Origin of the sequence: Candidatus Nitrosacidococcus sp. I8, from assembly GCF_945836005.1 — a bacterium.
In the GTDB taxonomy this organism is placed as follows: domain Bacteria; phylum Pseudomonadota; class Gammaproteobacteria; order Nitrosococcales; family Nitrosococcaceae; genus Nitrosacidococcus.
Map to the genome: position 1 here is coordinate 1,594,676 of NZ_OX241534.1, position 16,849 is coordinate 1,611,524.

Annotated in this window: 14 protein-coding genes; 11 read left to right on the forward strand and 3 right to left on the reverse strand. The window is 38.2% G+C overall.

The window, feature by feature from the left end:
* Positions 1-6: 6 nt before the first annotated feature.
* Together leuS and ilvA are read right to left on the reverse strand one after the other, a co-directional pair.
* Positions 7-2,469 (reverse strand): leucine--tRNA ligase, encoded by a 2,463-nt coding sequence (gene leuS / locus OOL07_RS07860; RefSeq protein WP_264695998.1) that lies wholly within the window; start codon positions 2,467-2,469, stop codon positions 7-9.
* Positions 2,470-2,513: 44 nt separating this feature from the next.
* Positions 2,514-4,043 (reverse strand): threonine ammonia-lyase, biosynthetic, encoded by a 1,530-nt coding sequence (ilvA, locus tag OOL07_RS07865; protein ID WP_264695999.1) that lies wholly within the window; start codon positions 4,041-4,043, stop codon positions 2,514-2,516.
* A gap of 78 nt (positions 4,044-4,121) precedes the next feature.
* Between ilvA and rpiA the strand changes: the two genes are divergently transcribed.
* Genes rpiA through lolD form a run of 3 tightly spaced genes read left to right on the forward strand, consistent with a single transcriptional unit; the run spans position 4,122 to position 6,759 of the window.
* Positions 4,122-4,784: a ribose-5-phosphate isomerase RpiA gene (rpiA, locus tag OOL07_RS07870; protein WP_264696000.1), complete on the forward strand. Its 663-nt coding sequence runs from the start codon at positions 4,122-4,124 to the stop codon at positions 4,782-4,784.
* A gap of 30 nt (positions 4,785-4,814) precedes the next feature.
* Complete coding sequence (locus OOL07_RS07875; RefSeq protein WP_264696001.1) at positions 4,815-6,062, forward strand: lipoprotein-releasing ABC transporter permease subunit; 1,248 nt, start codon at positions 4,815-4,817, stop codon at positions 6,060-6,062.
* Positions 6,055-6,759, forward strand: coding sequence for a lipoprotein-releasing ABC transporter ATP-binding protein LolD (lolD, locus tag OOL07_RS07880; protein ID WP_264696003.1), 705 nt, complete (start codon positions 6,055-6,057; stop codon positions 6,757-6,759). The genes OOL07_RS07875 and lolD overlap by 8 nt, the downstream gene beginning before the upstream one ends.
* Here the strand turns inward: lolD and OOL07_RS07885 are convergent.
* Complete coding sequence (locus OOL07_RS07885; protein WP_264696004.1) at positions 6,756-7,277, reverse strand: DUF2062 domain-containing protein; 522 nt, start codon at positions 7,275-7,277, stop codon at positions 6,756-6,758. The genes lolD and OOL07_RS07885 overlap by 4 nt on opposite strands.
* Before the next feature lie 87 nt (positions 7,278-7,364).
* Here OOL07_RS07885 and OOL07_RS07890 point away from each other — a divergent pair, with 87 nt between their 5' ends.
* The 8 genes from OOL07_RS07890 to gloA all read left to right on the forward strand — a co-directional run bounded on the left by OOL07_RS07890 (position 7,365) and on the right by gloA (position 16,799).
* Positions 7,365-9,701 carry a DNA internalization-related competence protein ComEC/Rec2 gene (locus OOL07_RS07890; RefSeq protein WP_264696005.1) on the forward strand — a complete coding sequence of 779 codons (2,337 nt, stop codon included), beginning with the start codon at positions 7,365-7,367 and terminating at the stop codon, positions 9,699-9,701.
* A gap of 83 nt (positions 9,702-9,784) precedes the next feature.
* Positions 9,785-11,545 (forward strand): lipid A export permease/ATP-binding protein MsbA, encoded by a 1,761-nt coding sequence (msbA, locus tag OOL07_RS07895; RefSeq protein WP_264696006.1) that lies wholly within the window; start codon positions 9,785-9,787, stop codon positions 11,543-11,545.
* Positions 11,546-11,560: 15 nt separating this feature from the next.
* Positions 11,561-12,592 (forward strand): tetraacyldisaccharide 4'-kinase, encoded by a 1,032-nt coding sequence (lpxK, locus tag OOL07_RS07900; RefSeq protein WP_264696007.1) that lies wholly within the window; start codon positions 11,561-11,563, stop codon positions 12,590-12,592.
* Positions 12,585-12,764 carry a Trm112 family protein gene (locus tag OOL07_RS07905; protein WP_264696008.1) on the forward strand — a complete coding sequence of 60 codons (180 nt, stop codon included), beginning with the start codon at positions 12,585-12,587 and terminating at the stop codon, positions 12,762-12,764. The genes lpxK and OOL07_RS07905 overlap by 8 nt, the downstream gene beginning before the upstream one ends.
* 182 nt (positions 12,765-12,946) lie before the next feature.
* Positions 12,947-14,116 carry a methionine adenosyltransferase gene (metK, locus tag OOL07_RS07910; RefSeq protein ID WP_264696009.1) on the forward strand — a complete coding sequence of 390 codons (1,170 nt, stop codon included), beginning with the start codon at positions 12,947-12,949 and terminating at the stop codon, positions 14,114-14,116.
* Between the two features lie 74 nt (positions 14,117-14,190).
* Positions 14,191-15,504, forward strand: a complete 1,314-nt coding sequence (gene ahcY / locus OOL07_RS07915; protein ID WP_489667110.1) for an adenosylhomocysteinase — start codon at positions 14,191-14,193, stop codon at positions 15,502-15,504.
* 17 nt (positions 15,505-15,521) lie between these two features.
* Entirely contained in the window at positions 15,522-16,394 is an 873-nt protein-coding gene (gene metF / locus OOL07_RS07920) for a methylenetetrahydrofolate reductase [NAD(P)H] (protein WP_264696010.1), read from the forward strand.
* Positions 16,395-16,415: 21 nt separating this feature from the next.
* Positions 16,416-16,799, forward strand: a complete 384-nt coding sequence (gene gloA, locus OOL07_RS07925; RefSeq protein WP_264696011.1) for a lactoylglutathione lyase — start codon at positions 16,416-16,418, stop codon at positions 16,797-16,799.
* The last annotated feature ends 50 nt before the right edge of the window (positions 16,800-16,849 follow it).

The window sequence follows — 16,849 nt, forward strand, 5'->3', positions numbered from 1 at the left end:
TAAAAATTATCGAATTACTAAATTGACAAGGCGATGAGGCACAATAATAGTTTTTATTATTTGTTTGTCTTGAATAAATCTCTGTACATTGGGTTCATTTAGAGTTTCAGTTTTGATGCTTTCCTCAGTTGCATTAACAGGCACAGTTATTTGCCCACGGCGCTTCCCATTAATTTGAATAATCAGCTCGATTTCTTCTTTAATAAGTGCTACTGGATCAGATTTGGGCCAAGGGGCATCCACAATAGGTTCTGAATGACCTAATACCTGCCATAGTTTGTGACAAATATGAGGCACAATGGGTGAAAGTAATAACACTACAGATTCTAGGGCTTCTTGATAAATACCCTGACCTTGAGGAGAAGTATCTTCAAATTTTCCCAAAATATTCATTAATTCCATTACTGCTGCAATAGCAGTGTTAAAGGTATAGCGTCGACCTATATCATCAGTTACTTTAGCGATAGTTTCATGAACTCTAGTACGGATTTCTTTTTGCTCTACTGTAAGTAACTGTTTATCAAAAACAGAAATAATGTCCTTGTTTTGAATAAGATGACTAGCTACCATCCGCCAAAGGCGATTAAGGAATCGGTAAGCACCTTCTACCCCACTATCTGACCATTCTAAAGATTGTTCGGGAGGAGCAGTAAACATAATAAATAGACGAGCAGTGTCTGCGCCATAGGTATCTATTAAGGCTTGTGGATCTACCGTATTACCCTTAGATTTAGACATCTTTGCTCCATCTTTAAGCACCATACCCTGAGTAAGTAGCTGGGTAAAAGGTTCATTACCTTTAGCTAAGCCTAAATCTCTCATGAGTTTGAAGAAGAAGCGAGCATATAGAAGGTGTAGTACTGCATGCTCAATCCCACCAATATATTGATCTACAGGAAGCCAATAATCTCCTCTTTGATCTATCATGGAAGAATTACTATCTGGGCAACAGTAGCGAGCATAATACCAAGAAGACTCAAAAAAAGTATCAAAGGTATCTGTCTCTCGTTCTGCTGGTTGCTGGCATTGAGGACAGGTAGTTTGATAGAACTTTAGCATTTGTTTTAAAGGAGATTTAACTCCATCCACTTGGGTATTTTCAGGAAGAACAACGGGTAAGTCTTCCTCTCTAACTGGTACTGAGCCACAATTATGACAATTAATCATAGGAATGGGTGTACCCCAGTAGCGTTGGCGAGAAACTCCCCAATCTCGTAAGCGGTAATTAACTACTCGTTTACCTTTTTCTGATTCCTCTAAGTGTTCGGCAATAGCGACAAATGCTTGATCAAAATTAAGCCCAGTAAATTTAGCAGAGTTAACTAATACTCCTTTTTCGGTAAATGCCTGCTGAGATAAGTTACAGATTTGGTTATCTTGAGCAGGGGTAATAACTTGTTTTATAGGTAAATGATAAGTTTTCGCAAACTCATAATCCCGCTGATCATGGGCCGGAACTGCCATAACTGCTCCTGTACCATAGCCCATGAGTACAAAATTCCCAATCCAGATAGGTACTGATTCACCAGTAATAGGATGAATACCTCTATAGCCAGTATCCATTCCCTTTTTTTCTAAGGTTTCAAGAACTGCTTCTGAGGTAGCTATTTGTTGGCATTGCTCAATGAATTGCTTAACTTCTGGCTGTTTTTCTCCCGCTAATTTTGCAAGTGGGTGTTCTGCAGAAATGGAAATAAACGTAACCCCCATTAAGGTATCAGGGCGAGTAGTAAATACGGAAAGAGACTCATATTCCTCCTCTACCAGAAATTGAATTTCAACTCCTTCAGAGCGACCAATCCAGTTACGTTGCATGGTACGTACTTGATCTGGCCATCCGGTAAGGTTATCTAGATCGCTAAGTAATTCTTCGCTATAAGCAGTAATTTTAAGAAACCATTGAGGAATTTCACGGCGTTCCACTAATGCCCCTGATCTCCAACCTCGACCATCAATTACTTGCTCATTAGCTAATACGGTTTGATCTACTGGATCCCAGTTAACCGCAGCTGTTTTTTTATAAACTAACCCTTTCTCGAAAAGTTTAATAAATAACCATTGCTCCCAACGATAATATTCTGGGCGACAGGTGGCCAATTCCCGAGACCAATCGTAACCAAACCCTAGCTGCTTAAGTTGACCTCTCATATAGTCAATATTTTGATAGGTCCACTGACTTGGGGGCACTTGGTTTTTAATTGCTGCGTTTTCTGCAGGCAATCCAAAAGCATCCCACCCCATGGGTTGAAGTACATTTTTACCATTCATTCGTTGATAACGAGTAATCACATCCCCAATGGTATAGTTACGCACATGACCCATGTGAAGCCGTCCACTTGGGTAAGGAAACATAGAGAGGCAATAAAATTTTTCTCGACTGAAATCCTCAGTCACTTGAAAACTTTGATACTGCTCCCAATAGGATTGAGCTTCTGATTCTATTTTTTTAGGCTGATAGCGATCGTCCATGGATAAATCGTTTTAAAAAATAATATAAATATTCTATATTTTACTTAAGTGAGCGATGTACTTAAAAAGAGCTGATATGCTGGGTTATTGCTTTCATTTTGATAAGCATATTTTAGGTTATCTAGAAATTGCTGAAAATTTTCTCTCTCTGTTTTTGGTACTTGAATTCCTACTAAAACGTGACCATAAATATCTCCTTGATTCCGGTAATGAAATAAACTGATATTCCATCTACTGCCCATATTAATAAGAAAATCTAATAGTGCTTTTGGGCGTTCTGGAAATTCAAATTGGTAGAGTAACTCGTTCTCTAAAGTAGTTACTTTACCTCCTATCATATAGCGAATGTGGAGCTTTGCAATTTCGTTCCCTGTCATATCCATAACCATATAACCATGTGCTTGAAGGGCTAGGGTTAGCTGGCTTTTAACTTGAAGATCATTGCTCATTTGGATGCCTACAAATATACAGGCGTTTCTAGTATTTAGTGTATAGCGATAGCTAAACTCTGTAATGCTTCGATCGCCAATAGTATTGCAAAATTTAAGAAAACTGCCTTTTTCCTCTGGGATAGTCACACAAAACAGGGCTTCCTGTCGCTCACCTAGTTTAGCTCGCTCCGCTACATACCTTAAGCGATCAAAGTTAATATTGGCACCGCTATTAATAGCAGCCAGATGTTGATCTGAAATATTCTCTCGCTCTATATAGTATTTTAGTCCAGCAATAGCAAGTGCTCCTGCAGGTTCTGCAATAGATCGAGTATCTTCAAAAATATCCATAATGGCAGCACAAATAGCATCACTATCCACTAAAATCACTTCATCCACTGTGTTTTGAAGGATACGAAAAGGTTCAGCACCAATTTGCCGTACGGCTACCCCATCAGCAAAGATCCCCACTTGATCTAGTACCACTCTTTTTTTCGCTTTTAATGCTTGATAAAGCGTAGGGGTATCTTCAGGTTCTACCCCTATAATTTTAGTTTCTGGAAAAATAGATTTAACATAGGCAGCTATTCCAGCAATCAAGCCTCCCCCTCCTACAGGTACAAATAAAGCATGTAGAGATTCAGGATATTGGCGTAAAATCTCCATAGCAATAGTTCCTTGGCCTGCAATCACGTCAGGGTCATCGTAAGGGTGAATAAAAATTTTATTTTCAATTTCAGCTAAATTTCGGGCATAAGCATAAGCTTCATCGTAAGTATCCCCTACTAAGATAGTTCTAGCACCTAAACTTTGAACCGCTTGGGTTTTAATTGAGGGGGTAGTGGTAGGCATAACAATTTGAGCTTGAATGCCTAGTTTTCGTGCAGATAGAGCTACTCCCTGGGCATGATTACCCGCAGAGGCTGCAATAACTCCTTTTTGTCTTGCTGATTCTGGAAGATGAATTAATTTATTATGAGCACCTCGCAGCTTAAATGAAAATACGGATTGGAGATCTTCTCGCTTTAATAAAATATTATTCTTAAATCGCTGAGAAAGACGAAGCATGGGATCTAAGGGGGTTTCCCTAACAAGATCATAAATGCGTGCTTTTAAAATCTGCTCTACATAGTCATGTAACATATAAGTTTAGATATATTATGAGTAATTTCCCTATTCACCTATAATCTATAGCTAATATAGTTTTAAGGAGCAGTATTAATGAATCCAGATGAAATGAAAAAAATAGCTGCTAAAGCAGCCCTTGAATACGTGGAATCGGGTACAGTCGTCGGTGTGGGTACCGGATCCACTATTAATCATTTTATTGATTTTTTAGGCACAATAAAAGGTAAAATTGAAGGTGCTGTTTCTAGCTCTGAATCTTCTACAGCACGATTAAAAGCACTGGGTATCCCCGTGTATGATTTAAATACGGTCAGTGATCTCCCTGTTTATATAGATGGAGCAGATGAATCTAATCATTATTTACAGCTCATTAAGGGAGGTGGTGGTGCACTCACCCGGGAGAAAATTATTACTGCAGTCAGTAAAAAATTTGTTTGTATTGCAGATCAATCTAAACTGCTGGATATACTCGGCAGATTTCCCCTGCCCGTAGAGGTAATTCCTATGGCACGTAGCTATGTAGCTCGAGAGATTGTTAAAATGGGTGGAGAGCCTGTTTACCGAGAGAATTTTATTACGGATAATGGCAATCAAATCCTCGATATTCACGGGCTTGAAATTATGGAGCCGGCTAAGTTAGAAGCTCAACTCAATAATATCACTGGCGTAGTGACCAACGGTCTTTTTGCCATGAAGCCAGCGAATGTACTTATTTTAGGTACGCCTGAAGGTGCTAAAACTATTTATCCAAAATAAAAATAAAGTAGTCTTTCAATATAAATAGCTATGTTTAAACCCTTATCTTGCTATATAGGTCTGCGTTATACTCGGGCTGAGAAACATAATAATTTTATTTCTTTTATTTCTTTAACTTCTGTATTAGGCGTTGCATTAGGAGTTGCTGCATTGATTGTAGTACTTTCGGTGATGAATGGTTTTGAAGAAGAATTACGCAGCCGTATGCTTGATATGGTGGCTCACATTACTATCACAGGACCTGACGGTACTCTTAAGGATTGGGAAAAATTAGAAGACAAAATAAAAGCCGATCCTAAAGTGATAGGTATTGCCCCTTTTGTGGAGGGCCAAGCCATGCTTAGCCACAGCAGTAAGGTACAAGGAGCTTTAATTCGAGGTATTGATTTAAATCGAGAATCTCAAGCCGATGACATCCATAGCAAAATAAAGGTTGGTAGTATAGAGAAACTTCAGCCGGGGAGCTACGAAATTATTTTAGGAGCAGATTTAGCCCATAACTTAGGGGTTTTTCTTCATGATAAATTGATTTTAGTCACACCTCAGGCAACAACTACTCCAGTAGGGATTATTCCTAGGATTAAACAGGTGACTGTAGGTGGAATTTTTCAAGTAGGTATGTACGAATATGATAGTGCTCTAGCTATTATGAACATAGTAGATGCAGCTACTCTTTTTCGTATTCCTGGCAAAATCAGTGGATTAAGGCTAAAACTCAATGACTTATTCGCTGCACCTTACATGGCACAGAAACTGCAAAAATCCTTATCTGGTAATTATTGGATCTCCGATTGGGCTTATCAGCATGCGAATTTCTTTCGGGCGTTAAAAACTGAAAAAACAGTCATGTTTGTTATTTTATTCCTGATTGTAGCTGTTGCAGCGTTTAATATCATTTCTACTTTAGTGATGGTAGTCACAGATAAGCAAACAGATATCGCTATTTTACAGACCTTGGGTGTTTCATCGGGAAGTATTATGCGTATTTTTATGATACAAGGAATTGTGATTGGGTTTATCGGTACTCTATTAGGAGCAATCGGTGGCGTTGCTCTTGCTTTGAATGTAGAAACGATTGTTCCTTACATTGAATCCTTATTTGAGGTGCAATTTTTATCTCCGGAAGTCTATTATATTAGTGAATTACCATCAAAATTGAGTTGGTCCGATGTATACACTATATGTAGTACATCCTTTATTCTCTGTACTTTAGTAACTATCTATCCTGCTTGGCGGGCTACTCGAGTACAACCTGCAGATGCCTTACGTTATGCCTAATCCTCCTTCAGAAGAGCACGTTTTAAGCTGCCATTATCTAAGTCGTAGTTATGTTGACGGTGCATTAATTGTAGAGGTGCTAAAGGAAATTGATTTATCTATTGCCTATGGTGAACGGATTGCCATTGTAGGTGCTTCTGGTTCTGGAAAAAGTACCCTACTTCATCTGCTAGGAGGGCTAGATCAACCTACTGAAGGAGAAGTTTGGGTTGCAGGGCAAAATATTTCAAAGCTAAATGCAACCAAACGAGGAAGATTACGCAATTGCTCTCTAGGATTTGTTTATCAATTGCATCACTTATTACCTGAGTTTACCGCTCTGGAAAATGTAGCACTACCTTTGCTGATTGCAGGAGAGAAAATTACTAATGCTCAAAAAAGAGCAACCCAACTATTAAAACGGGTTGGGTTAGGTGCTAGGCTTAATTTTAAACCTAGTAAACTATCCGGAGGAGAACGGCAACGAGCAGCAGTTGCACGGGCATTAGTAACTAATCCTCACTGTATCCTTGCCGACGAACCTACAGGAAATCTAGATCGGGAAAATGCTGAAGAAGTTTTCAAGCTTATGTTAGAGCTTAATCGAGATTTAAATATTGCCCTCGTAGTAGTAACTCATGATTCCCATATTGCTATTCAAATGGATCGAGTTTTAACTTTAGTTGATGGTGGGTTAATACAAGGCTTAATTCCTTAAATGGCTGCTCTTTTACGCTTGCGTACTCTCCAGCTCTGATACACATCTAAGCACCATAAAAAATAAGTTAGAATAGCACCAAAAAAACCAGCCAACGCTCCCATAAGAACAGATCCCAGCAAAAAAGGTTGCCAAATAGCTAATAGCTCTATTCTTAACCATTGCCATGTAACTTGGAATCCAACCGTACTCATTGGACTCCCAAGTAGCCAAGCACCTACTTTATAGTTAAAGAAATAAATAGGTACCATAGTCAACGGATTATTGAACCAAACTGCAGAGATACACATGGGTAGGTTAGATCGTGTCCACATGGCAGCAAGTATGGCTAATAACATATGGGCGGGAATAGGGATAAACGCAATAAATAGACCTACTCCTATGGCTCTAGCTGTTGTACGACGATTGAAGTGCCATAAATTAGGAGCAAAAATCCACTTTTCTAAGTATTTAAAATATTTATTTTTTTGTAGCTGCTCCGGCCGAGATAAATAGCGTTTAAGGATTTGGCGTGACATACTTCGCATATATATAGCCTAACTTAGACTTAAGTTCCGTTGCTATTATAGCGGGTTATCATGAATTCTAAAATATAAAAGATAGCAATGATGATTACTTTAAACGCACTTGCTTTTCTTTTAGGTATTTCTTTATTCCAATGCCTACCCGATCTTCCTCAGTTTAAATGGATTTCTATATTAGTTGGAATTCTCTGTTTTCTTATCTTTTTTAAGGCTCCCAAAACCTTATCACTAGTTATTATTGGATTTCTTTGGGCTTTTATTCAAGCCAGCTTACTTTTATCTCAAAGATTACCTTTAGAAATTGAAAATAAAGATCTACTTATCAGAGGAACAATTGTTTCTATTCCTATTAAGGATAATCGTAGAGTACAGTTTCTGATAGTTCCTGAAAATATTTCCTTAAAAGAAAAAGTATGGAAACCAAACCTAATTAAGCTTAGTTGGTACCATACTCCTTTACCTAATCTTAAGGTAGGCGATAAGTGGCAACTTACGGTACGATTGAAACACCCAAGAGGATTTATGAATCCGGGAGGATTTGATTATGAGAAATTGCTTTTTCATCAAAAAATTCAAGCAATAGGCTATGTGCGTCCTAAAGGAGATAACCATTTTATAACCTCTCCTAAAAACTCTTATCCCATTAATCAAGCCCGCCAAGTACTACTTGAAGAACTAGACTGTACGCTCGCTAAGGACCCTTATCTAGGTATTATTCAAGCACTCACTTTAGGAGAAACTAATCACATTACCCCAGAGCAATGGAAAATTCTCCAACGTACTGGGACAATACATTTAGTTGCAATTTCAGGACTACACATCGGTTTATTAGCTGGATTAGTTTACTTTTTAGGAAAATATTTGTGGTCATTGCGGTCGGCTTGGTTACTAATATTTCCTGCTCAAAGTGTCGCAGCAATGAGTGCACTGATTGCTGCATTTATTTATGCAGCCCTTGCAGGATTTTCTATTCCTACCCAACGTGCACTCATAATGGTAGCTCTTGTAATGTTAGGTCTATTGATTAAACGCCCTATTTCTATTACTCGTACCCTATCTATCGCCCTTTTTTTAATATTGATTTGGGATCCTTTAGCAGTACTTACTTCAGGATTTTGGCTCTCATTTAGTGCGGTTACTTTGCTAGTTTTTGGAATTCATAGACCTTTAATGAAAACTAAAATTACTATGAATAGTCAAACATTTAATATTATTTATCAATTTTGGCAGCAGTGGGGACACGCCCAATGGGTTATTGCTCTTGGATTGATGCCTTTACTTATTTATCTGTTTCAAAAATTTTCCTTCATCTCTCCTGTTGCTAATTTAATTGCGATTCCTTGGATGGAATTTTTTATTGTGCCCCTATTACTTTTAGGAGTTTTATTGTTAGCTCCTTTCCCGATATTAGGAAAAGTATTTCTGACCATAGGGAGCTATTTATTTACGCTTCTTTGGTATTTTTTGACTTGGTGTTCCCATTTCCCATTAGCCCAATGGACTTTAATAGCACCCACTCTAGGAACGTTATTATTGGCAGTACTAGGAGTATTGCTTATCCTTGCTCCTATGGGTATACCAGGACGATGGTTAGGTATTATCGGGATTATCCCTTTATTAGTACCACCCCAGAAACAAATTGAATATGGATCCTTACAATTTACTTTGCTTGATGTAGGACAAGGGCTTTCCTCAGTAGTACACACTCAATCCCATACCTTAGTATTTGATACTGGACCTAAATATAGTGAAAAATTTAATGCAGGTGATGGAATAATTGCCCCTTTTCTTCACAATCAAGGGATTCAAAAAATTGATACCTTAATTATTAGCCATGGCGATAATGATCATGCAGGAGGCACGCTAGGGCTACTACAGCATATCCCAGCTAAAAATATTTTAACGGGTACCCCAAGTAAATTTCCTGAAATAAATATACGCTCTTGTTTGCAAGGACAACATTGGCATTGGGATGGGGTAGATTTTGAGATTCTCCATCCTCAGATTCAATCTCCCTACCAAGGAAATAACCAATCCTGTGTGTTACGAATCACTACTGGATCTCAACACATTTTGCTGACAGGGGATATCAGCAATCTAATAGAACAGAAATTAATTAACCAGTCTAGAGAGAAGTTAGCAGCCACAGTTTTAGTAGCCCCTCATCATGGAAGTGCAGGATCATCAAGCTTAGAATTTATCGCAGCTACTCACCCTAAATATGCTCTATTTCCTATAGGTTATCAGAATCAATGGCATTTTCCTAAACCAGAAGTAATTCAGCGTTACTTAAGTCAAGATGTTGAGATATGGGACACAGCGTATTATGGAGCTATCACTATCCATATGACAGCTCATGCGATAGAAAAACCTGAATCTTTTAGACAAACTTATCGTCATTACTGGGCTGAAAATTAAAAAAATAGCTTATTTTAATATTTTTGGTTAAAGTGCCACAAATAAAATAAATTATATTTAATTGTTTTAATTAGAATTATTTTATGCCTTTATCACTATCCTTTCCTACAATATCTGGTAGAGCTACTTATCAGAAACTTCTGAGCTATACTCGCCCCTATCGCTGGATTTTTATTATTTCAGTAATAGGGATGGGTATATATGCACTTACTGAAACAGGGTTAGCAGCTTTGATGAAACCATTAATGGATGGTAGTTTTGTTCGCCATGATCCAGTATCAATCCACCGTATTCCTATTTTTCTAGTGAGTTTATTTGTGATTCGAGGTATTGCAAACTTCGTTACCGATTATGGATTACGATGGATTGCAAGGAAAGTTGTTGAGGATTTACGAGAAAAAATGTTCTCCCATTTACTTACTTTACCTGCCCGTTTTTACGATATAAATTCTTCAGGACAGATTGTTTCTAAACTTATTTATGATGTTGAGCAAGTATCAAATGCAGCTACTGATGTGGTACTTACTTTAATTAGGGATTCTTTAACCATTGTTGGTCTACTGGCGTGGATGGTTTATTTAAACGGATTACTTGCACTGATTATATTGATTACTGCCCCTATTATTAGCGGCATTGTTTGGTTTGTGAGCCATCGATTTCGTCGGATTAGTAAAAAAATTCAAACTTCTATAGGAAGTGTATGTCATCTTGCTCAAGAAAGTATTGAAGCACACTTAGAGGTAAAAGTATTTAGTGGACAATCTTATGAGCTACAGAGATTTAAAGAAGCCAATAAGCAAAACCGTGAACAAGCCATGAAAATGGTAGTTGTGGATTCTATTAGCCAGCCTATTATTCAAATTATTGCTATTTTAGGGCTAGCTGAAGTAATTCATTTATCTACTGAAGATTTTATGTTAGCTCAAGTTAGTATTGGTACTTTTATTTCTTTTATTACTGCTATGATGATGTTGATGGGTCCTATTAAGCGAATCACTAAAATAAATGGATCTTTACAGCGAGGTATTGCCGCTGCCCAGAGTATTTTTTATCTGCTAGAAGAACCATCAGAAATGGATCATGGAAAAAATGGGCTTAAGGGATTTAAAGGGGCAATTAAAATTGAGAATCTTTACTTCGGCTATGAGGATCGTACGGTATTAAAAAATATAAACCTAGAAATTATGCCGGGGCAAGTCATTGCTTTAGTAGGTCATTCAGGTAGCGGTAAATCTACCTTAGTTGGGCTGCTAGCCCGTTTTTATGAAATTAATTCAGGAAAAATTACCTTCGATGGAATAGATATTAAGCAACTTCGCTTAGCTGAGCTTAGAAAACAGATCTCTTTAGTCAGCCAACAGATTGTTCTATTTAATGACACTATCGCAAGAAACATTGCCTATGGCAGTGATGACACTGATGTAAGCAAAGAAGATATTATCCATGCAGCTAAAACTGCCCATGCAATGGAGTTTATTGATCGACTTCCTCAAGGGCTCGATACCGTAATTGGAGATAATGGAGTGTTACTCTCTGGAGGGCAGCGGCAACGGCTTGCTATCGCTAGAGCATTACTTAAAAATGCCCCTTTGCTAATTTTAGATGAAGCAACTGCCTCTTTAGATACGGAATCTGAGCGACATATTCAAGCTGCTCTAGAAGCTTTAATGTATCATCGCACTACTGTAGTAATTGCCCACCGGCTTTCTACTGTAGAAAATGCAGATAAAATTGTCGTATTACAACAGGGAAAAATTATTGAAATGGGCACCCATAGCCAGCTACTTGAGCAAGATAATCACTATGCTGAGCTTTATCGATTACAGTTTCGCAGCTGTACATAATTTAAATAGCTTTTTGTGCTTTTTTTGACCAATGTTATTACTCGCTATTGGTATCATAAGCATCGATCTTATGGATTACTCGTACCACTAAGTCTCTTATATAAACTAATTATAAACATACGTAAATGGGCTTATCTTAAAGGAATTTTACCTACACATACTCTTTCAGTACCAGTGCTCGTAGTGGGAAACCTTACCGTAGGTGGTACAGGAAAAACTCCTCTTGTTGTTTGGCTTGCTTTGTTTCTGAAACAACAAGGTTATCGCCCTGGGGTTATTAGCCGAGGTTATGGTGGTCATACGCTACACTATCCGCAATGGGTTTCTCCCACTAGTGATCCAAAAATCGTTGGAGATGAATCAGTATTACTAGCAAAACGAGCAAAATGCCCTATCGTAGTAAGCCCTCATCGAGTAAGTGGTGCAAAAACCCTACTTGTCCATACACAGTGTAATATTTTACTCTCTGATGATGGGTTACAGCACTATAATTTAGGACGAGATATAGAGATTTTAGTTATTGACGGGATCAGGAGATTTGGGAATAATCATTACCTTCCTGCAGGTCCTCTAAGAGAACCACCTAGTAGAGCAAATATAGTGGATTTAACTGTAGTAAATGGAGGTAGAGCAGAAGGTAATGAATATTTGATGGTTTTACGTTTCCAAAATGTTCATAATTTAAAAACTCAGGAAATATGCTCTTTAGAAATATTTAAACAAAGTAAAATTCATGCAATAGCAGGTATTGGGCATCCAGAGCGATTTTTTACTCAATTAGAAACACAAGGCTTATCCATTTATCGCCATCCTTTTCCTGACCATCATAATTTTAATCCTCAAGAATTGAATTTTCAGGATAAGATTCCTATAGTGATGACAGAGAAAGATGCCGTAAAATGTATTTCGTTTGCAGAGAATCACTATTGGTATCTGCCTGTAAGTGCCTCGCTACCTAATTCTTTTAATGAAAAAGTATTAACTTTAGTACGAAAGGCCTTCGAAAAAAAGAAAATTAGTAAAAATAATAGGAGTTACCATGGATAGAAAGCTACTTGAAATTCTTGTTTGCCCCATATGTAAAAGTTCACTAAGTTATAAAAAAGAAGACAAAGAGCTGATCTGTAAACCTTGTCGCTTAGCCTATCCTATTCGAGACGATATACCTGTAATGCTAGAAGAAGAAGCAAGAGAAATTCCTCCAGATCAAGATCTCTAATATTTTAGTAAATAATATCTAAACAGCCATATTATGAATAAACGTTACTATTTGTTAATAGTACTAGAATTGTGGTTCTATATTTAGAATCCTCTGATTTATTCTAAACAATTACCTTTTTTTACTAAAAAATCCACTTTATTTAACTTAAATCTAAAAATTAAAGGAATCTAAATATATTTATGTCAGAAACAAGGCAATTTACTTCAGAGTCGGTATCTGAGGGACATCCAGATAAAATTGCAGATCAGGTATCAGATGCAATTCTAGATGCTATTCTAGCTCAAGATAAAAAAGCTCGGGTTGCTTGTGAAACCTTAGTAAAAACAGGGATGGTATTAGTTGCGGGAGAAATTACTACAACAGCCCAGATTGACTATGAAGGAATTATCCGTAATACCATAAATCATATTGGCTACAATCACTCTGAGATGGGTTTTGATGGTAATACTTGTGCAGTCATTAATGCAATTGGTAAACAATCCCCAGATATAGCTCAAGGGGTAGATCGAAAAACAGAAGAAGATCAAGGTGCAGGAGATCAAGGCATGATGTTTGGCTATGCCAGTGATGAAACCGATGTACTCATGCCTGCCCCTATTACTTATGCCCATCGTCTTGTGCAGCGTCAAGCTGAGGTACGGCGTAAAGGAGAGCTTCCTTGGCTACGTCCCGATGCTAAAAGTCAAGTGACCCTTGTCTATAAAGATAATAAGCCTGTAGGTATTGATGCGGTAGTCCTTTCTACCCAACATAACCCTGAAATCAGCCAAACAGCTCTTCGAGAGGCAGTGATTGAAACCATCATTAAACCTGTTTTACCTAATGATTGGTTTGCACGCTGTAGAGTTGAAAATATTCATGTAAATCCTACAGGAAGCTTTGTAATTGGCGGACCAATGGGCGATTGTGGTCTTACTGGACGAAAGATTATCGTAGATACCTATGGCGGAATGGCACGTCATGGTGGTGGTGCGTTTTCAGGAAAAGATCCTTCAAAAGTGGATCGCTCAGCTGCCTATGCTGGACGCTATGTAGCTAAAAATATTGTAGCAGCAGGGCTAGCAAAACGCTGTGAAGTACAAATCTCCTATGCGATTGGGGTAGCGCAACCTACCTCTGTAAGTATTGATACCTTTGGTACAGGGCAACTTGCCGAATCTCGTTTAGTAGAAATTGTCCGTGCCCATTTTGATTTAAGACCAGTAGGTATTCTACGAATGCTTAATTTACTGCAACCTATCTATCAAACTACCGCATCTTATGGTCACTTTGGAAGGACAGAGCTGGAAATCACTTGGGAAAGGACTGATAAAGCACAAGAGCTTAGAGAAGCTGCAGGGCTACACTAGTCCTTAATTAGGTTTAATTAGCTTTAACTCTAAATATATTATTTTTGCTTTATCTAATTTAGGAGAAAAAATTAGTGAGTATACAAACTACAAATCCTACGCATCAAGACTATAAAGTAGCTGATATTAATCTAGCAAGCTGGGGACATAAAGAAATTGCTATCGCAGAAACAGAAATGCCAGGACTGATGGCATTAAGAGAAGAGTATGGAAAGAAAAAGCCTCTTGCTGGGGCAAGAATTGCTGGCTGCCTTCATATGACCATTCAAACTGCAGTATTAATTGATACCCTAGTAGCACTAGGGGCAGAGGTGCGTTGGTCTTCCTGCAATATTTTCTCTACCCAAGATCATGCAGCTGCAGCTATTGCTGATGAAGGTATTCCTGTATTTGCTTGGAAAGGAGAAACTGAAGAAGAGTATTGGTGGTGTATAGATCAAACTATCTTTGGTCCTAATAATTGGCAACCCAATATGATTTTAGATGATGGTGGTGATCTCACTGGTGTGATGCATAATAAATATCCTGAGCTATTAAAGGGTATTCGTGGGCTTTCTGAGGAAACTACCACGGGGGTACATCGTTTATATGAGATGATGAAAGCAGGTACCCTAAAAATACCTGCATTTAATGTAAATGACTCGGTAACTAAATCTAAGTTTGATAATCTTTATGGTTGCCGGGAGTCTCTTCTTGACGGCATCAAGCGAGCTACTGACGTAATGATCGCAGGTAAAATAGCAGTAGTGCTTGGCTACGGAGATGTGGGCAAAGGTTGTGCCCAATCCCTAAGAGGGCAAGGGGCTACAGTTTGGATTACAGAAATTGATCCTATTTGTGCCTTACAAGCAGCGATGGAAGGTTATCGGGTAGTTACTATGGAAGATGCTGCCAGTAAAGCTGATATTTTTATTGCTGCTACCGGTAATTATCGCGTGATTAATTTACAGCATATGCAAGCAATGAAAAATCAGACCATTGTATGTAATATCGGTCATTTTGATAATGAAATTGATGTAGCAAGTCTTGAACAATACACTTGGGAAAATATTAAGCCTCAAGTGGATCATATTATCTTCCCTGATGGGAAACGAATTATTCTCCTTGCCGAAGGTCGATTGGTAAACTTAGGTTGTGCTACTGGTCATCCTAGCTTTGTCATGTCGAACTCTTTTACAAATCAGACGCTTGCTCAAATTGAGCTATGGAATCACCATGGTAAATATGAAAATAAAGTCTATGTACTACCAAAGAAATTAGATGAGAAAGTTGCACGATTACATCTACAAAAAGTAGGTGTACATTTGACTACTCTAACTGAAGAACAAGCAAAATATATTGGGATTTCCGTAGATGGTCCTTACAAGCCAGAGCATTATCGATACTAGGGCGACCGATAAACTATATGAGTGCTCAAAAGAAAAAAGATTTAGTCTTTAGCTGCGAGTTTTTCCCTCCTAGAACTGAAAAAGGGATCGCCAAATTAAAGGAAGTAAGAGGGCAACTCTCAATTATTGGTCCTCGTTACTACTCAGTTACTTTTGGTGCGGGAGGTTCTACTCGGGATCGAACTTTTGAGACAGTACTTGAGATTCAAGGAAAAGATCAGGGGAGCAAGATTGAATCTGCTCCCCACCTCTCCTGTATTGGTGCTAGTCGCAGCGAGATTAAGAACATCCTAACTGCTTATAAGCAGCATGGAGTTAGTCATGTAGTTGCCCTACGAGGAGATTTACCTTCTGGTACCGTTGATTATGGAGATTTCCATTACGCAAACCATTTAGTGGAATTTATCCGAGCGCAAACTGGAGATTATTTCCATATTGAAGTGGGTGCTTATCCAGAGGTGCATCCTCAAGCAAAATCTGCTCAAACAGATCTTATTAACTTTAAGCGCAAAGTAGATGCAGGAGCAAATGGTGCAGTAACGCAATACTTTTATAACGTAGATGCTTATCTTCGTTTTGTAGACTGCTGCTTAGACTTAGGAATCTCTATCCCTATTGTTCCTGGTATTATGCCTATTCACCATTATCCACAGCTCGCTCGGTTTTCTGATATCTGCGGGGCAGAAATTCCTCGTTGGCTACGGAAGCGACTAGAAAATTTTAGTGAAGGTGAAGACGAAGCATTACTTTCTTTTACTACTGATGTATTAAGCCATCTTTGCCAACAACTCCTCGATGCAGGGGCGCCCGGCTTGCATTTTTATACCCTAAATCGTGCAGAACCCACCCTTGCGATTTGGCATAATCTTGGGTTAAGCACTAAAAAATAGTTTTTTTGGAGAATAAATGCCATGCGTATTTTACATACTATGCTACGGGTAGGTAACTTAGGGCGATCCATTAAATTTTATACAGAAATTTTAGGGATGAAGCTCCTAAGACAACACGATTACCTTGAAGGACGATTTACTCTTGCTTTTGTGGGCTATGGAGATGAGGTAAATCATACGGTGCTAGAGCTAACTCACAACTGGGATACAGAAAAATATAATATTGGAGATGGTTTTGGTCATGTAGCTATTGCAGTAGATAATGCAGCAAAGGCCTGCGATGAAATTAGAAAACAAGGAGGTAATGTGGTTCGGGAGGTTGGGCCTATGAAACACGGTACGACAGTGATTGCCTTTGTAGAAGATCCAGATGGTTATAAAATTGAGCTAATTGAGCGGAAGTAAAAATTTTTTAAAAAACCCAAACCCTGCAACATAAGTAAAAACTAGAAACT